This window comes from Kumtagia sp., assembly GCF_059502445.1.
Window position 1 is genome coordinate 1 of sequence record NZ_JCACER010000058.1, and the last position, 16,605, is coordinate 16,605.

Here is a 16,605-nt window from a genome sequence, read left to right on the forward strand (position 1 = left end):
TCGGCATATGCGATTGCCCTGCCCTCGCGGGGAGGGTCCGGCCGCAGGCCGGGGGCGGGGTAGATCCGACCGAGCGCCGGCGCCCTGCCCTCCCGCCTGTGGGCCGGGCAATCGCATAGGAGGCCACCCCCACCCCTGACCCCTGCCCACAAGGGGAAGGGGAATCTTGCCGCGCCTGCGCCAGACGCCGATCGGCGACGGCTTTGCGCGGCATGGCGGCCGCAAGGTCCCCCTCCCCCTTGTGGGGAGGGCTCAGGGGTGGGGGTACGGGGCAAATGGAGGCGGGCCGGCGCGGCCAGGCGCCGCGCGCTGCCGGGGCTACCCCCTCTGGCCCTTCGGGCCATCTCCCCCGCAAGGGGAGAGAGAAGCTTCCGTCCTTCATCACACCCTCCCCAGGGCAAAACCCTTGGCGATGTAGTTGCGCACGAACCAGATCACCAGCGCGCCCGGAATGATGGTGAGCACGCCGGCCGCCGCCAGCACGCCCCAGTCCAGACCCGAGGCCGACACCGTGCGCGTCATGGTGGCGGCGATCGGCTTGGCCGCCGTGGTCGTCAGCGTGCGGGCGAGCAGCAGTTCCACCCAGGAGAACATGAAACAGAAGAAGGCGGCGACGCCGATGCCCGAGGCGATCAGCGGCATGAAGATCTTGAAGAAGAAGCGCGGGAAGGAATAGCCGTCGATATAGGCGGTCTCGTCGATCTCCTTGGGCACGCCCGACATGAAACCCTCGAGGATCCACACCGCCAGCGGCACGTTGAACAGGCAGTGCGCCAGCGCCACGGCGATATGGGTGTCGATTAGCCCGAAGGCCGAATAGAGCTGGAAGAACGGCAGCGCGAACACCGCCGGCGGCGCCATGCGGTTGGTCAAGAGCCAGAAGAACAGATGCTTGTCGCCGAGAAACCGGTAGCGCGAGAACGCATAGGCCGCCGGCAGCGCAACCGACACCGAGATCGCCGTGTTCAGCACCACATAGATGATCGAGTTGATGTAGCCGTTGTACCATGACGGATCGCTGAAGATCACCATGTAGTTGCGCAGCGTCGGGTTCTGCGGCCACAGCGAGAATTGGCCGAGAATCTCTTGGTTGGTCTTGAAGCTCATATTGACCAGCCAGTAGATCGGCAGCATCAGGAAGACGATGTAGAGCGCCGGGATGAGCCACCAGAAGCGCGATTCATCGCCGCGCCGGCGCATGGCGCGCGCGACGGAATCCTGACCGGCGGCAACGGCAGGAGCCGGAGCCAGGTCGTCGGCGCGGGCGGCGGTCTGCTTGCCGTCGGCCATGCTATTTCTCCGACCCGTAATTGGTCATGACGGTGTAGAAGACCCAGGACAGCAGGAGGATGATCAGGAAATAGATGATCGACATCGCGGCCGCCGGGCCGAGGTCGAACTGACCCACCGCCATCTTGACCAGGTCGATCGACAGGAAGGTGGTCGAGGACCCGGGACCGCCGCCGGTGACCACGAACGGTTCCGTGTAGATCATGAAACTGTCCATGAAGCGCAGCAGCACCGCGATCAAAAGCACGCGGTTCATCTTGGGGAGCTGGATGTAGCGAAAAATCGCCCAGCGCGAGGCACCGTCGATCTTGGCCGCCTGGTAATAGGCGTCGGGGATCGACACCAGCCCGGCATAGCAGAGCAGCACGACAAGACTGGTCCAGTGCCAGACATCCATGACGATGACGGTCACCCAGGCGTCGAACGGGTCGTTGACGTAGTTGTAGTCGATGCCGAGCGCATTCATCGCGTAACCGAGCAGGCCGATGTCGACGCGCCCGAACACCTGCCAGATGGTGCCGACGACGTTCCACGGGACGAGCAGCGGCAGCGCCATCGCCACCAGGCAGACCGGCACGCCCCAGCCGGATTTCGGCATGTTCAGCGCGATGAAGATGCCGAGCGGTATCTCGATGGCGAGGATGACGAAGGAAAAGATCAGGTTGCGCCCCATCGCCTCCCAGAACCGGGAGGAGGTCAGCATCTCCTGGTACCACTCGGTGCCGGCCCAGAAGAACTCGTTGTTGCCGAACGTGTCCTGCACCGAATAGTTGACCACCGTCATCAGCGGGATCACCGCCGAGAAGGCCACCAGCACCAGCACCGGCAGCACCATGAACCAGGCCTTGTTGTTCCAGGTCTTCTCCATGGTTCAGGCCTCCGTCTCGATCCGCCAGGAATCGGCGTAGAGGTTGATGCCGCGGGGCTCGAAACGCATTTTCGGCTCGGCCGGCACCTCCTCGTCCTCGCCGACGATCGCCACGACCTCGCGGCCCTCCAGCGTCGCCCGCACCACCTTGTGGCGGCCGATGTCCTCGACCTTGGTGATCGAAACCGGCATGCCGTCGCGGCCGAGCCGGACATGTTCGGGACGGATACCGAGCTCGAGCGTCCCCGTCGTCGGCTTCGGCGCGCCCGGCAGCGCGATCGTCTGGGCGCCGAGCCGCGCGCGGCCGCCGTCGATCTCGACCGGCAGCACGTTCATGCCGGGCGAGCCGATGAAATAGCCGACAAAAGTGTGCTTCGGCCGCTCGAACAGCTCCGCCGGCGTGCCGATCTGCACGATCTCGCCGTCATACATCACCACCACCGTCTCGGCGAAGGTCAGCGCCTCGGTCTGATCGTGGGTGACGTAGACCATGGTGTAGCCGAAACGCCGGTGCAGTTGCTTCAGCTGCGAGCGCAGCACCCATTTCATGTGCGGGTCGATGACGGTCAACGGCTCGTCGAACAGGATGGCATTGACGTCGGAGCGCACAAGACCGCGGCCGAGCGAGATCTTCTGCTTCTGGTCGGCCGTCAGCCCCCTCGCCCGGCGCTTCGCCCAGTCGGCAAGGTCGATCATCGCCAGCGTGTCCCTGACCTTGCGGTCGACCTCCGCCTCCGGCACGCCGCGGTTGCGCAGCGGGAAGGCCAGATTGTCGTAGACGGTCATGGTGTCGTAGATGACCGGGAACTGGAACACCTGGGCGATGTTGCGCTGCTGGGTCGACGTGTGGCTCACGTCGCGGCCGTCGAACAGCAGTCGGCCGTGCGAGGCGTGCAGCAGGCCGGAGATGATGTTGAGCAGCGTGGTCTTGCCGCAGCCCGACGGCCCCAGCAGCGCATAGGCTCCGCCGTCCTCGAAAATGTGGTTGACCTCGCGCAGCGCATAGTCCCTGGGCGATTTCGGGTTCGGCCCGTAGGCGTGGCGGATATGGTCGAGGTCGATGCGTGCCATGGCCCCCTCCTCACGCCGCCAGCCGGCGCGGCGAGGTCACCGAGCGGCCGGCCTCGTCGAACACCATCAGGTGGCGCGGATCGATGAAGACATCGATCGTCTCGTCCGCCTCGAAGGCTTTCACCCCGGGCGTCAGCATCACCCAGCGCGCATCGGCGAACTGCAGATGGACGAAGCTCTCGGAGCCGGTGATCTCGGTGACGGTGACCTTGGCCGGCACCGAAACCGCGGCGGCGGTCGGCCGTTCAAGCGAAAGATGGTGCGGCTGGAAGCCGATCGTATAGATGCCGTCGGCGATGCCGGCGAATTCCGCCGGCACCGGCAGGCTGACCGCCCCGTCGAGCAGGAAGCTGCCGCCCTGCTTGCCCAGCACGATGGTGTTCAGCGGCGGATCGGCGAAGGTCTTTGCCGTCACCAGGTCGATCGGCCGGCGGAACACCTCGATGGTCGGGCCGAACTGGGTGATCCTACCCTGCGACAAGGTCGCCGTGTTGCCGCCGAGCAGCAGCGCCTCGTGCGGCTCGGTGGTGGCGTAGACGAAGATGGTGCCGGCCTCGGCGAACAGCTTCGGCAGCTCGGCGCGCAACTCCTCGCGCAGCTTGTAGTCGAGATTGGCAAGCGGCTCGTCGAGCAGCACCAGGCTGGCGTTCTTGACGATGGCGCGCGCCAGCGCCGTGCGCTGCTGCTGCCCGCCGGAAAGGTTGAGCGGCGTGCGCTGCAGGTATGGGGTCAGCTTCAACAGTTCCGCCGCCCGCTTCACCTCGCGGTCGATCCTGTCGCGGCCGGCGCCGGCGACCCTGAGCGGCGAGGCGATGTTCTCGTAGACGGTCATCGCCGGGTAGTTGATGAACTGCTGATAGACCATGGCGACGTTGCGGTCCTGCACGCGGACGCCGGTCACGTCCTTGCCGTCGAACCAGACCGAACCGGCGCTCGGCCGGTCGAGGCCGGCCATCAGCCGCATCAGGCTGGTCTTGCCCGACAGCGTCGGCCCAAGCAGCACGTTGAGCGAGCCGTGGCGAAGCGTCAGCGACACGTCGCGGATATGATCCGCGCCGGCCACCGTCTTCGTCACGTTTCTCAGTTCGAGCATTCCGCCTCCTCCCGGCCCGGTGCTTTCGGCTATTCCGCCGCCGCGCGATCACCTTGCGCGGCGTTCATGTACTGATCGAGCGCCGCCGCCTGCTCCCTGCTCAGCCGCAGGCCGCGCTTGGTGCGGCGCCACAGCACGTCCTCGGCCGACCGCGCCCATTCCTGCTGCATGAGATAACGCAGTTCTGCCTCGAACAGGTCGGCGCCGAAGTTCCTGCCGAGATCGGCCTGCGAGCTGGCGAGGCCGAGCAACGTGTGGGCGCGCGTGCCGTAGAGCCGCGTCAGCCGGCGCGCATGCGCCGCGTCCAGGAAGGGATAGGCCGCCTTAAGCCTCGCGACTTCGGCCTCGAAGCCGGTCGGCGCGAAATCGCCACCAGGCAGCACGGCGCCCGCCGTCCACGGCTTGCCGCGCTTGCCGAGATGCTGCTCGATCCTGTCCAGCATGGATTCGGCCAGCCGCCGGTAGGTGGTGATCTTGCCGCCGAAGGCGTTGACCAAAGGTGCCGCGCCGTCGCCGCCCTCGGATTTCAGCACGTAGTCGCGCGTCGCCTCCTGCGCCCGGGAGGCGCCGTCGTCATAGAGCGGGCGCACCGCCGAATAGGTCCAGACGATGTCGGCGCGCCGCACCGGCTCGACGAAATACTCGCTGGCCGCCGCGCAGAGATAGTCGATCTCGCCGTCGCTGATGCGCACGTCCTCCGGATCGCCCTGAAAATCCCGGTCGGTGGTGCCGATGAGGGTGAAATCCTCCTCATAGGGGATGGCGAAGATGATGCGGCCGTCGCGGTTCTGGAAGAAATAGGCGCGCGGGTCGGCGAATTTCCTGCGGATGACGATGTGGCTGCCGGCGACCAGCCGGACGTTGCGGGTGTCGTTGCGGCCGAGAGCCCCCGACAGCACCTGGTCGACCCACGGCCCTGCGGCGTTGACCAACAACCGTGCCTTCACCTCTTCGGTGTCGCGCGTCAGCAGGTCCTCGATGGTGATCGACCACAGTCCGGCCTCGCGCCGGGCGGCCACCACCCGGGTGCGGGTGCGGATGACGGCGCCGCGGTCGGCGGCGTCGCGGGCGTTCAGCACCACCAGGCGGGCGTCGTTGACCCAGCCGTCGGAATATTCGAAGCCGCGCTTGAACAATGGCTTCAGCGGCTTGCCGGCGGGATCGCGCGTCATGTCGAGCGTCTTCGTCGCCGGCAGCAGCTTGCGGCCGCCGATATGGTCGTAGAGGAAGAGGCCGAGGCGCAGCAGCCAGGCCGGCCGCAGGCCTTTTGCGTGTGGCAGCACGAAACGCATCGGCCAGATGATGTGCGGCGCCATCGTCCACAGCACCTCGCGCTCCATCAGCGCTTCGCGCACCAGCCGGAACTCGTAATATTCGAGATAGCGCAGGCCGCCGTGAATGAGCTTGGTCGAGCCGGACGACGTGCCGCTCGCCAGATCCTTCATTTCGCAGAGGAACACCGAAAAGCCGCGGCCCACGGCGTCGCGGGCGATGCCGCATCCGTTGATGCCGCCGCCAATGACAAAAATGTCGTGGATCGCCGCTGCGTCCAAAGGCACCCTCCCCGGCTTTCGCAGTGCAGCATTACAGCTACTTTCGAAAACCAGTCGGGATTATTTCGAAATAATAACGAATGTCAAACGAAAACGCGCAGAAGCATTTCACGCGGCGTCAGGGCGCTCCGAAGCGTTGAGGGTCTCGATCAGCTCGACCTCGCTGTCGCCGCAGATCCGGCGGATCGTCGGCAACTCGCAACGGTCGGTGATGAAGGTGTCGACCTGCGAGAGATGGCCGATGCGCACAGGCGCGGTTCGTTCGAACTTCGTGGCGTCGGAGACCAGAATGACGTGGCGCGCATTGGCGATGATGGCTTGCGCGACCTTCACCTCGCGAAAGTCGAAATCGAGCAGCGCGCCGTCATGGTCGATGGCCGAGGCACCGATGACGGCATAGTCGACCTTGAACTGCTTGATGAAGTCGACCGCCGCCTCGCCGACGACGCCGCCGTCGGAACCGCGCACGACGCCGCCGGCGATCACCACTTCGATGCCCGGATAAACGCGCATCCTGTTGGCGACATTGATGTTATTGGTGATGACCATCAGGCCGGAATGGTCGAGCAGCGCCTTGCTGACCTCCTCCGTGGTAGTGCCGATATTGATGAACAGCGAGGCGTTGTCGGGGATGATGCGGGCGGCGGCGCGGCCGATCGCCTCCTTCTCGGGGGCGGCGATCTTGCGCCGCGCCTCGTATTCGAGGTTGGCGATGCCGGAGGGGAACAGCGCCCCGCCATGGATGCGCGAGAGCAGCCGCTGTTCGCACAAGTCGTTGAGATCCTTGCGGATGGTCTGCGGCGTCACGCCGAAATGGCCGGCGAGATCGTCGACCAGCACGCGGCCGTGGTCCTTCGCCATCTGCATGATTTCCGAATGGCGCTGCGACAGGAACATGGGCTTCCCTAGCTTTCGTTTTTTGGACTTGTAACTCAAAACGAAAGAAGACGGAAGCGAAAGCCGCGTCAGGCGAGGCGCGCCGCGGTTTCGACGATGGCGGTGAAGGCCGTATCGATGTCGGCCTCGGTCGTCTCGAACTGCCCGGCCTGGAAGCGGATCGCCACCTTGCCGTCGACGCGGGTCTGGGTGAGATAGATGCGCCCATCGTCGTTGATCGCATTCAGCAGGGCGAGGTTGTGCGCGTCGAGACGCCCCTTCCCCGCCGGCAGGTGGCGGAAGGAGAACAGCGACAGCATCGGCTCGGTGACGATCTCGAAGTCCGGCAGCGCCCGCAGCCGCTCGGCGAGGGCCCTGCTCCAGGCGACATGGTCGCGGATCATGGTGCGCAGGCCGGCAAGGCCGTGGGCGCGCAGCAGGAACCACAGTTTCAGCGCGCGGAACCGCCGCCCGAGCGGCACCGACCATTCCGAATAGTTGAGGATGCCGTCGCGGCCGTGCGTCTGCAGATAGTCCGGACGTATGGCGAGCGTGCGGACGAGGCTGTCGGGATCGGCGACGAACTGGATCGAGCAGTCGAACTGCGCGCCCAGCCATTTGTGCGGGTTGAAGACGATGGAATCGGCGCCCTCGACGCCTGCCCATAGCGGGCGGAATTCCGGGCAGATCATCGCCGAACCGGCCCAGGCGGCGTCGACGTGGAGATAGAGGCCGTGACGGCGCGCGACGGCACCGACCGCGGCCACGTCGTCGGTGCCGCCGACGCTGGTGCCGCCGACCGAGGCGATGACGCCAGCCGGCAGATGGCCGGCGGCACGGTCGCCCAGGATCGCGGCATCAAGGGTGGCGGCATCCATGCCGCGCGAGGGGCCGCCGGCGGGAATCTTGACCAGGTTCTCCTCGCCTATGCCCGACACCCAGATGGCGCGGTCGATCGAGGTATGGACCTGGTCCGAGCAATAGATCCTGATCGCCGGCTTGCCGGCGAGGCCCTGCCGGTTGCCGGCCCATTGCAGCGCCCGCTCGCGCATGACGAGCACGGCGTTCAGCGTCGCCGAGGAGGCCGAATCCTGGATGACGCCGGTGAAGCGGTCGGGCAGCCCCAGCGCCTGGCGCATCCACTCCATCATGCGCGTCTCAAGCTCGGTCGCCGCCGGCGAGGTCTGCCACAGCATGCATTGCGCCGCCATCGTGGAGACGAGGTATTCGGCGACGACCGATGCAGGCGCCGCGTTGGCGGGGAAATAGGCGAAGAAGCGCGGATGCTGCCAATGCGTCATGCCCGGCAGGATTTTTTCCTCGAAGTCGGCGAAAATGTCCTCCATCGACTCGGCCGCCTCCGGCGCCGCTGCCGGGATCAGCGCGGCGACCTCGCCCGGACGCGTCTGTGCCCGCACCGGCCGCTCGCGGACCGTCTTGCGGTAGTCGGCGCCCCAGGCCGCCGCCCGCGCCGACCAGGCGCGAAAATCGTCATTGTTCATGATTTGCCTCCCTCCAGTGACGCCAGTAACCCGCCGCTCACCGGTTCGCGGCAGCCGGTGGTGGTCGGAAATGTGAGCGGCAGGCGCCTGAGCGACCGCACCGCCAGATAAGCCCAGGCCTCCGCCTCCATCGCGTCGCCGTCGAGCCCGGCATCCTCGGCGAGAATCACCTCGGCTCCGACCTTCTCGGCGCCGGTCTTGAGATCGCCGACGATGTGCGGGTTCTTGCGCCCGCCGCCGCAGACGATCCAGAGTTTTGGCGGCTCCGGCATGTTCTCGGCCGCTTCGAGGATGGCCGCGGCCGATACCGCGGCCAGCGTGCGGGCGCCGTCGGCGAGTTCGAGGCCCTGCGCCTCGGCGAGCGTAAAATCGTTGCGGTCCAGCGATTTCGGGCCTGACCTTGAGAAGAAGGGCTTTGTCAGATAGGCGGCGACTACGCTGTCGACCACGCCGCCCTCGCTGGCGATCGCCCCGCCGGCGTCGAACGGCACGCCGCCCTCGCGAAAAACCCACTGGTCGATCAGCGCATTGCCGGGGCCGCTGTCGAAGGCGACCGGGTCGCCGTCGGCCGGCACATAGGTGACGTTGGAGATGCCGCCGATATTGACGAAGGCGACCGGCGTTTTCCACGCGAATTCCGGCGGCAGCGAGCGCGCCAGCGCGGCGTGGTAGGCCGGCACCAGCGGGGCGCCCTGCCCGCCGAAAACCATGTCGTTGGCGCGCATGTCGTGGACCACCGGCAGGCCGGTAAGGCTCGCCAGCAACGGACCGTCGCCGAGTTGCACCGTCAGGGCGGCCTGCGGGCGGTGCAGCACCGTCTGACCGTGGAAGCCGATGATTTCCGGCCTGCCCCATCCGTTCGCGCCTTCCGCGAGGAACCGGGCGACGGCATCGGCATGGCGCTCGGTGATCTCGCGCTCCAGCGCGGCAAGGTCGCCCGGCCGCTCGCCGCGGCTGACGATGGCCTTGGCGTCCTCCAGCGCCGCCTCGATGCGCCGGCGGAAGCTGGCCTCGTACGGCACGAAGAAGGACGGGCCGCGCCGGACGGAATTCTCGCCGTCGGTCGCAAGCATGGCCAGGTCGATGCCGTCCATCGACGTGCCGCTCATCAGGCCGATCGCGCAGGTCTGGGTCATTCGACCTATTTTCTTGTGATTCTTCGTGCGCCGATGCTAAAGCCGCCGTGCCGCCAGCGCCATGCGCCGGCGTGTCCTCAATCCATCTTCCGGAACGTTGCCATGTCCGCCTTCAAGTCCGATTTCCTGCGCGTCATGTCCGAGCGCGGCTTCATCCACCAGATCTCCGATGAGGCCGGCCTCGACAAGCTTTTCGCCACGGAGACCGTGTCGGCCTATATCGGCTTCGACCCGACCGCCCCCAGCCTGCATGCCGGCGGGCTGATCCAGATCATGATGCTGCACTGGCTGCAGCAGACCGGGCACCGTCCCGTCGCCCTGATGGGCGGCGGCACCGGCATGGTCGGCGACCCGTCCTTCAAGGACGAGGCGCGCAAGCTGATGACGCCCGAGACCATCCAGGGCAACATCGACGGCATCAAGAAGGTGTTTTCCAACTATCTCAGCTTCGGCGAAGGGCCGCGCGATGCGCTGATGGTCAACAATGCCGACTGGCTGCTGCCGCTCAACTACCTCGAATTCCTGCGCGACGTCGGCCAGCATTTTTCGGTCAACCGCATGCTGTCCTTCGATTCGGTGAAGCTGCGCCTGGATCGCGACCAGTCGCTGTCCTTCCTCGAATTCAACTACATGATCCTGCAGGCCTACGACTTCGTCGAACTCAACAAGCGCTACGGCGTGGTGCTGCAGATGGGCGGCTCCGACCAGTGGGGCAACATCGTCAACGGCCTCGACCTCGGCCACCGCATGCTCGGCAAACAGTTCTACGCGCTGACGACGCCGCTGCTGACCACCGCGTCGGGCGCCAAGATGGGCAAGTCGCTGTCGGGCGCGGTCTGGCTCAACGCCGACATGCTCGCCCCCTACGCGTTCTGGCAGTACTGGCGCAACACCGAGGACGCCGACGTCGGCCGCTTCCTGAAGCTCTACACCACCCTGCCGCTGGACGAGGTCGCCCGGCTGGCGGCGCTCGGCGGCTCGGAGATCAACCAGGCGAAGAAGGTTTTGGCGACCGAGGTGACGGCCATGCTGCACGGCCGCGCCGCGGCCGAGGAGGCAGCGGAAACGGCGCGGAAAACCTTCGAGGAAGGCGCGCTGGCCGATACGCTGCCTTCTGTCGAGGTTGCGGCGGCGGAGCTGCGGGCGGGCATCGGCCTGCTGGCGCTGATGGTGCGGGCCGGGCTCGCCGCTTCCAATGGCGAGGCGCGTCGGCATGTGCAAGGCGGCGCCGTGCGCCTCAACGACCAGCCGGTGGCGGACGAGCGGCGCACCGTGTCCGACGCCGACCTGACCGCGGAGGGCGTGACAAAACTGTCGCTCGGCAAGAAGAAGCATTTGCTCGTCAGGGCCGTGTGAGGGCCCTTTCCTCGAAGGACACGCCGGCAGCGGCTTGGCGTCCGCCGCGCCTTCAGTTGAATTCGAAAATCTGCCGGAAAATCCCCGGTGCCATGACCGACAGCGGATTGACTTGCAGGCGCGGCGACTTGGCCGCGCCGTCGAGCTTGAAGGTGACGCCGATCAGGCCGCGATCGCGGCCGTTGCCGAGCAACTCGCCGACCAGCGGCAGCTCGCCGAAGATGCGGTTGAGGCCGTAGGCCGGCATGAAGGTGCCGGTCATGTCCATCTGCCCGCGCTGATCGAACAGCGTCCCCTGGAAGGTGGCGCCGATGAGCGGGCCGCGCAGCACGCCGTTGGCGAGGCGCAGATAGCCGTCGCCGCGCGCGATCTGCGCGTAGCCGCGCTCGAACTGCACGCGCGAGGTGTCGATCTCTCGGCGCACCGCCTGGTTGAGGCTGCGGTCGCTGCCGGCCGGCGTCGTCGACAGGATGGAGGCGAGCCGCGGCTCGTTGACGATCGTGAAATCGCGCGCGTCCACCTGACCGGCCATGCCGCCGTCGCCGGCGCCGGCCAGAACCACCTTCATGGCGCCGCCCTGAACGTTCTTGTAGAGGTCGAGGAAGCGCAGGACGGCGCCGCCGTCGGCCGCTTGCAACTGAACCTGCCGGCTGCCTGCCCGCACGCGGTTGGACAGGGTCACCCGGCCGCCCGATCGGGAGGCGGCGGTCAGCGACAGACCGCCACCGTCCGATTCGAGCTTGACCCCTGACAGGCTCTCGCCGTTGAAGCCGGCCACGGTCGCGACATCCAGATTGACCGAAGCGGTGGTCCTGGGCGCCGCCTTTCCCGAGCCTTCGGTATCGGAGAGCAGTGTCCTTATGACCGGGCGCGCATCGAGGGCGTTTCCGCGGATATCGATGCGGTAGCCTCTGCCCGACCGTGCCACATCGACCGCGACGTCGTCGCCGCGATTGAGCCGCACCGAGTCGAAACGGGCCGAGGACAGCGCCCCACCGGACAGCGTCATCTCGCCGGCGACTGAGAAGGAAGCGCCGGCAAGCCGGAAGTCGGGGATGCGCACGCCGTTGTCGCCGGTCTGCATGGAGAATTCCGCGGTCGCGGCGACGCCGGGCCCCTTGCTCCAGCCGACCCAGGGTATGTCGAGACGCGCCGCGCCGAGATCGGCCACCACCTTGCGCGTGCCCTGCTGCTCCGCGAACCGCACCTTGACGGTGCCCGATATCAGGCTGTCGAGCCCCGGCGCGACCTTGCCGCGCGTCGCGTCGTCGAGGACGAGCTCGACGTCGCGAGCGCGTTTCGGTCCTTCCGGGCGCAGCGGCTCGACAAGCGTGAAGTTTGCCGGGATGCCGTTCAGCCTGCCTTTTGCCGTCACGGTCGCCTGCGCCGGCTCGACCGTGATCTTGCCGTCCGCGTCGGTCAGCAACTGGCCGCCGAAAGGCTTGGCCATCGACAATCCGGAATAGTCGAGCGCCACGATCCAATCCAGGGTTTTGGCATCGATGCCCCTGCGGATGGGAATGTCGGCGATCACATGCCCCTTGACGCTGCCGGTCAGATCGCCCGGCTCGATCGGCATGACGCGAAGCGCATTGATCGGATCGAGCGACGCCAGCTCGGCCACCGCGCCGGCTTCGCCTTCAATGTCGATATCGAGCTTGCCGATCGATCGCCGCTCCGCGCGGAAGGCGAGCGTCCCGTCGCGGCCGGTCACCGTCTTGCCGCTCGGCAGATAGACCGTGCCGGACGACATGGTGATGTCGACATCGTGGCCGCGGACATCGATGATACCGTTGGCGTCGCGCACCGGCGGTACCTTGCCGAAGGTGTCGAAACGCGTGTTCGTGACGGCAAAGCGGCCGACGATCTCCTCCGCCGACAGCGGAACGCCATTGCCGAGCCGCCCCGGCAGAACGCGGAACTGGATGCTCGCCTCTTCCAGCTCGCCACCGAAGACATGGTCCAGTGCCCAGTTGCGCGCGCCGGCCGCGGCGAACCACGGCCACAGCTGCTTGGCATGGGCCACCTGCATGTCGCGCACCGAGAAGGCCAGCGTCACGCCGGGCGCCAAGCCTTCGGCCAGCTCGATCCGGGCAGTGCCGAGCGCCTCGCCCGTGCCAGTCCTGATGGCGATGCGGTCCGCCGACGCCGTCCTGGTGTGCGGATCGACCACGCCCTCGACCTGCGCCATGAACTCCAGGGCCGGCTCGGGTGAGTCCTGCGGGGCCACCACGGTCTTGCTGCTCACCAACTCGTAGCGGTAGACCGGCGTGTCGCCGACGGCGCCGCTCGGCGGGCGCGGGCCGAACGCACCGTTCATTTCGAGCGAGGTGCGGCCCATCTGCAGCAGCAGCCGGTCGATCTCGACCTTGTTGGTGCCGGCCGCGAGGGTGGCGTCGACGCGCAGATTGCCGGTCACGGCCCCGCGGGCGCCGAAATCCAGCACGGACTCATCGACCATGGCGGAAATCTTGAGCGCCGGCGGCGCCGTGTCGGTGCCTTCGCTCCCCGAGACCGACAGGGCGAAGGCGCCCAGCCGCCCTGCCCGTTCAGGCGGCTCGCCTACCTCCTCGACCGGCGCGTCACCCGAAATCGACAGGTCGAGGGCGGCGATGCGCCCCGTCTCCGCCCGCGCCGCCGTGCCGGCGAGCCTGATGCGCCGGCCGTCGACATCGGCCTCGGCCGCGATGCGCAGCGTGTCGGCGGACGTCCGGCTGACCGAGCCGTCGATGATGCGGACGGCACGCAGGCGCTGGCCTTCAGGCAGCACGATGGTGATGTTGTCGAGCGCGATCTCCGAAAGCATGCCGTTGTCGACCGCCGCGAAAGCCGCATGCAGCGGCCCGAAGGCGGCGGCCGCGACCAGTCCGGGGTCGACGAGGCCGCGCCCGTCGCGCAGCGGCGCGGTCCAGTCGCTGCCGCCGATCGCCGGCAGGGCGGCGACGGTGATGGTGGCGTCCGACACGGAAGCGCTGCCGAGCCGCAAATTGCCGCCGAGCAGCGGCAGCAGTCTGATGCCGAAATCGACGGAGCCGATCTCGGCGATCAGCGCCTCGCTGCCGACGGCGCTGAGGCGGACGTCTTCCAGCTCGAAGGCGAGCGGCCCGGCGGCCCCGGGAGCGATGCGGGCCGGGCCGATGGCCGCGGCGGCATAGCCGCCGACCGCGTTCTGCAGCGCCCTTTCGGCCTGGCTGCGCAGCGTCCCGGTACCCCAGCCCAGGCCGACGACGACGACGGCCGCGGCAAGGAAGAGCAGCACGGCGCATCCGGCAACGGCCGCGGCGGCAAGGCCGACGCGAACCATGCCGCGCCGCGTGCGCCCGCCGCGCCAATGCGCGCCCTGGCCCTCGGCCGAAGGCATGGCGGAAAGCTTGCATATCTCGTCCCGGCGGAACCGGATCTTCCGGTGCTGGGGAGGCTGGTGATGCAACGCGTGGCGTTTCCTGTTATAGAGCGCAATCGATCCGGAGCCGCGTTCACCCGGGCCAGGGTGTCTGCCGCGCCCGTCCACGGCGGTGCCGCCGTAGACGAATCCGTCGCCACACTATACCGATTTTTCCCATAATTAGAGGCGAAGAAGGGCATCCTTATGGCTGAACTCGGTGTAGGCGACGCTGCGCCCGATTTTTCGCTGCCGCGCGGCGGCGGCGGCACGCTCAGCCTCGGCGACCTGCGCGGGCGCATTGTGGTGCTTTATTTCTACCCGAAGGACGACACTGCGGGCTGCACGGCCGAGGCGATCGACTTCTCGGCGCTGAAGCCGGATTTCGAGGCGGGCGGCGCCACGGTCGTCGGCATCTCGCCCGACAGTGCGAAGCGTCATGCGAACTTCGCCGCAAAGCATGGCCTTTCCATCGATCTCGCCGCCGACGAGGCGCTTGCGACGGCCAACGCCTATGGCGTGTGGGTCGAGAAGAGCATGTATGGGCGCAGCTTCATGGGCGTCGAGCGCGCCACCTTCCTGATCGGCTCCGACGGCCGGATCAGGCGGATATGGCGCAAGGTCAAGGTGAAAGGCCACGCCGCCGAGGTGCTGGAGGCGGCCCGCGGCCTCGGTCGAAGCTGACGACCGCGACGCCCGTCCGGCGGAACCGTTTCAGATTTCCCGCATTCTGCTCATGAACAAACAGCGGGAGTAGACGAAATGCTTCGTGGTGTCATCCTGTGGATGCTTGGCATCCCCATTCCGATCATCATCCTGCTCTGGCTTTTTCTCGACTGACCTCGCCGCCTCGTCGCAGCGATCCGAGAGACCGCCTCGAGGGGCGGTTTTCTTTTTGCCTTACCGCCGGCTTCCGCAGCCAGAGCGGGCTCGCGCATGAAGCCGCCACCAGTCAAGCAGGCGCTACCCACACGCGAAATCGCCGTCGACATTAACGATGCGAGCGCTGCGGCAAAGCTTTGTTAACCCTAACAATGTGTAATCGCATCATCGCTGAGCGCGGCGCGTGCATGCGGAGTTGGGGCAGATGGCAGTTCAATCCACGGTTTTCGGCAAGCGTCAGGAACCGCACACGGTCATCATCGCCCGCGGCAACTCGATCCGCCATTTCACGGTGCGGCCTTGGATGGCGGCGCTGGCCGGTTCGGTGGTGGCGGCCGTCACGCTCGGCTATTTCGCCGCGACGACCTATCTCGTCTTCCGCGACGACCTGATCGGCGCGGCCATCGCCCGCCAGGCCCGCATGCAGCACGCCTATGAGGACCGCATCTCGGCGCTGCGGGCGCAGGTCGACCGCATCACCAGCCGACAATTGCTCGACCAGCAGCTCATGGAGACCAAGGTCACGGAGCTGCTGTCGCGCCAGTCCAGGCTCAGCGAACGGCACGGCCGCCTCGGACCGCTGCTGGAAAAGGCCAACGCCGTCACCGTCACGCCGGACACCGCGCCGCTGCCGGGCGGCAGGCCGGACGAGCGGGCCGACGCCGCCGGCTCCAAGCCGGCGCTGCCCGCCCTCGCCTATGCCGGCGCGGCGGCGCCGTTCCCGCTGCGCACGACCCATGTCGGCGAATCGCCCGCCGACCGCGCCGACAAGCTGTTCGTCTCCATCAACCAGTCGCTGCGCTCGATCGAAAAGGAGCAGATCAGCCGGATCTCGTCGCTGGCCGACGATGCCTACCAGACCGCCGACCGGATCGCCGACGTTCTCGACGACGCCGGCCTGCCGATCGACGTCGATTTCGGCAAGTCGGCGATGGGCGGCCCGCTGGTGGCGATCGACAACGCCCAGATATTCGACAGCAAGGTGAAAGAACTCGACCAGGCGCTCGACACGCTGGACAGCGTCAAGAAGCGGGCCATGCGCCTGCCGATCGCCAATCCGGCGCCGGGCCGCTCGATCTCGAGCACGTTCGGCGTGCGCAAGGACCCTTTTCTCGGCACGCCGGCCCTGCATTCGGGCATGGATTTCCGCGCTCCCATCGGTTTTCCCGCCAAGGCGACGGCCTCCGGCGTGGTGACGCACGCCGCCTGGAACGGCGGCTATGGCCGCATGGTCGAGATCGACCACGGCAACGGCTATTCCACCCGCTTCGCCCATCTCAGCCGCATCCGCGTCGCCGAAGGCCAGACGGTCGAGACGGGCGACGTCGTCGGCGAGGTCGGCAGCAGCGGCCGCTCGACCGGACCGCACATGCATTACGAGATCCGGCGCAACGGCGAGGCGATCGACCCGCTGCGCTTCATCAAGGTCGGCAAGAAGCTCGGCCAGCTGCTCTGACGGGCCGTGATTTTGCGTCGCCGCGGCGCGCCGGTTTTTCTCCATATGCAGTGGAAAAGCCGGCTGCCGGAGCGTGTCTTCGGTTGGCCGGCGAAAGGTCCCGGCAAATCGTCGATAAGCCTTGCCATCGCGCTTGACAG

12 protein-coding genes are annotated in these 16,605 nt (G+C 67.2%); 3 read left to right on the top strand and 9 right to left on the bottom strand.

All coding sequences use genetic code 11. The annotated features are described in order from the left end of the window. Positions 1-381 precede the first annotated feature (381 nt). The 8 genes from AC5JDC_RS17440 to AC5JDC_RS17475 form a co-directional block, all read right to left on the bottom strand. Positions 382-1,200 (bottom strand): carbohydrate ABC transporter permease, encoded by an 819-nt coding sequence (locus tag AC5JDC_RS17440; protein WP_495843171.1) that lies wholly within the window; start codon positions 1,198-1,200, stop codon positions 382-384. A gap of 91 nt (positions 1,201-1,291) precedes the next feature. Next, a complete protein-coding gene (locus AC5JDC_RS17445; protein WP_495843125.1) occupies positions 1,292-2,158 on the bottom strand; it encodes a carbohydrate ABC transporter permease in 867 nt (288 codons plus the stop codon). Positions 2,159-2,161: 3 nt separating this feature from the next. Further along, the gene (locus tag AC5JDC_RS17450; protein ID WP_495843127.1) at positions 2,162-3,229 is read right to left on the bottom strand and encodes an ABC transporter ATP-binding protein; all 1,068 of its coding nucleotides are present in this window, start codon (positions 3,227-3,229) and stop codon (positions 2,162-2,164) included. Between the two features lie 10 nt (positions 3,230-3,239). Beyond that, positions 3,240-4,322 (bottom strand): ABC transporter ATP-binding protein, encoded by a 1,083-nt coding sequence (locus AC5JDC_RS17455; protein ID WP_495843129.1) that lies wholly within the window; start codon positions 4,320-4,322, stop codon positions 3,240-3,242. Positions 4,323-4,351: 29 nt separating this feature from the next. Then, complete coding sequence (glpD, locus tag AC5JDC_RS17460) at positions 4,352-5,875, bottom strand: glycerol-3-phosphate dehydrogenase (protein WP_495843131.1); 1,524 nt, start codon at positions 5,873-5,875, stop codon at positions 4,352-4,354. Between the two features lie 108 nt (positions 5,876-5,983). Continuing rightward, positions 5,984-6,772, bottom strand: a complete 789-nt coding sequence (locus tag AC5JDC_RS17465; protein WP_106774697.1) for a DeoR/GlpR family DNA-binding transcription regulator — start codon at positions 6,770-6,772, stop codon at positions 5,984-5,986. A 68-nt stretch (positions 6,773-6,840) separates the two neighbouring features. Continuing rightward, complete coding sequence (locus AC5JDC_RS17470) at positions 6,841-8,253, bottom strand: pyridoxal phosphate-dependent decarboxylase family protein (RefSeq protein ID WP_495843133.1); 1,413 nt, start codon at positions 8,251-8,253, stop codon at positions 6,841-6,843. Further along, positions 8,250-9,389: an anhydro-N-acetylmuramic acid kinase gene (locus AC5JDC_RS17475; RefSeq protein ID WP_495843135.1), complete on the bottom strand. Its 1,140-nt coding sequence runs from the start codon at positions 9,387-9,389 to the stop codon at positions 8,250-8,252. Before AC5JDC_RS17475 ends, AC5JDC_RS17470 begins: the two co-directional genes overlap by 4 nt. Positions 9,390-9,491: 102 nt before the next feature. On the opposite strand from AC5JDC_RS17475, the gene tyrS reads away from it, so the two are divergent. Beyond that, on the top strand, positions 9,492-10,745 hold the full coding sequence (gene tyrS / locus AC5JDC_RS17480) for a tyrosine--tRNA ligase (protein ID WP_495843137.1): 1,254 nt from the start codon (positions 9,492-9,494) through the stop codon (positions 10,743-10,745). A gap of 52 nt (positions 10,746-10,797) precedes the next feature. Here the strand turns inward: tyrS and AC5JDC_RS17485 are convergent, their stop codons facing one another. Next, positions 10,798-14,106, bottom strand: a complete 3,309-nt coding sequence (locus AC5JDC_RS17485; RefSeq protein ID WP_495843139.1) for an AsmA family protein — start codon at positions 14,104-14,106, stop codon at positions 10,798-10,800. A gap of 228 nt (positions 14,107-14,334) precedes the next feature. Here AC5JDC_RS17485 and AC5JDC_RS17490 point away from each other — a divergent pair, with 228 nt between their 5' ends. Together AC5JDC_RS17490 and AC5JDC_RS17495 are read left to right on the top strand one after the other, a co-directional pair. Beyond that, positions 14,335-14,811, top strand: coding sequence for a peroxiredoxin (locus AC5JDC_RS17490; protein ID WP_495843141.1), 477 nt, complete (start codon positions 14,335-14,337; stop codon positions 14,809-14,811). Positions 14,812-15,214: 403 nt separating this feature from the next. Continuing rightward, on the top strand, positions 15,215-16,465 hold the full coding sequence (locus AC5JDC_RS17495) for a M23 family metallopeptidase (protein WP_495843144.1): 1,251 nt from the start codon (positions 15,215-15,217) through the stop codon (positions 16,463-16,465). The last annotated feature ends 140 nt before the right edge of the window (positions 16,466-16,605 follow it).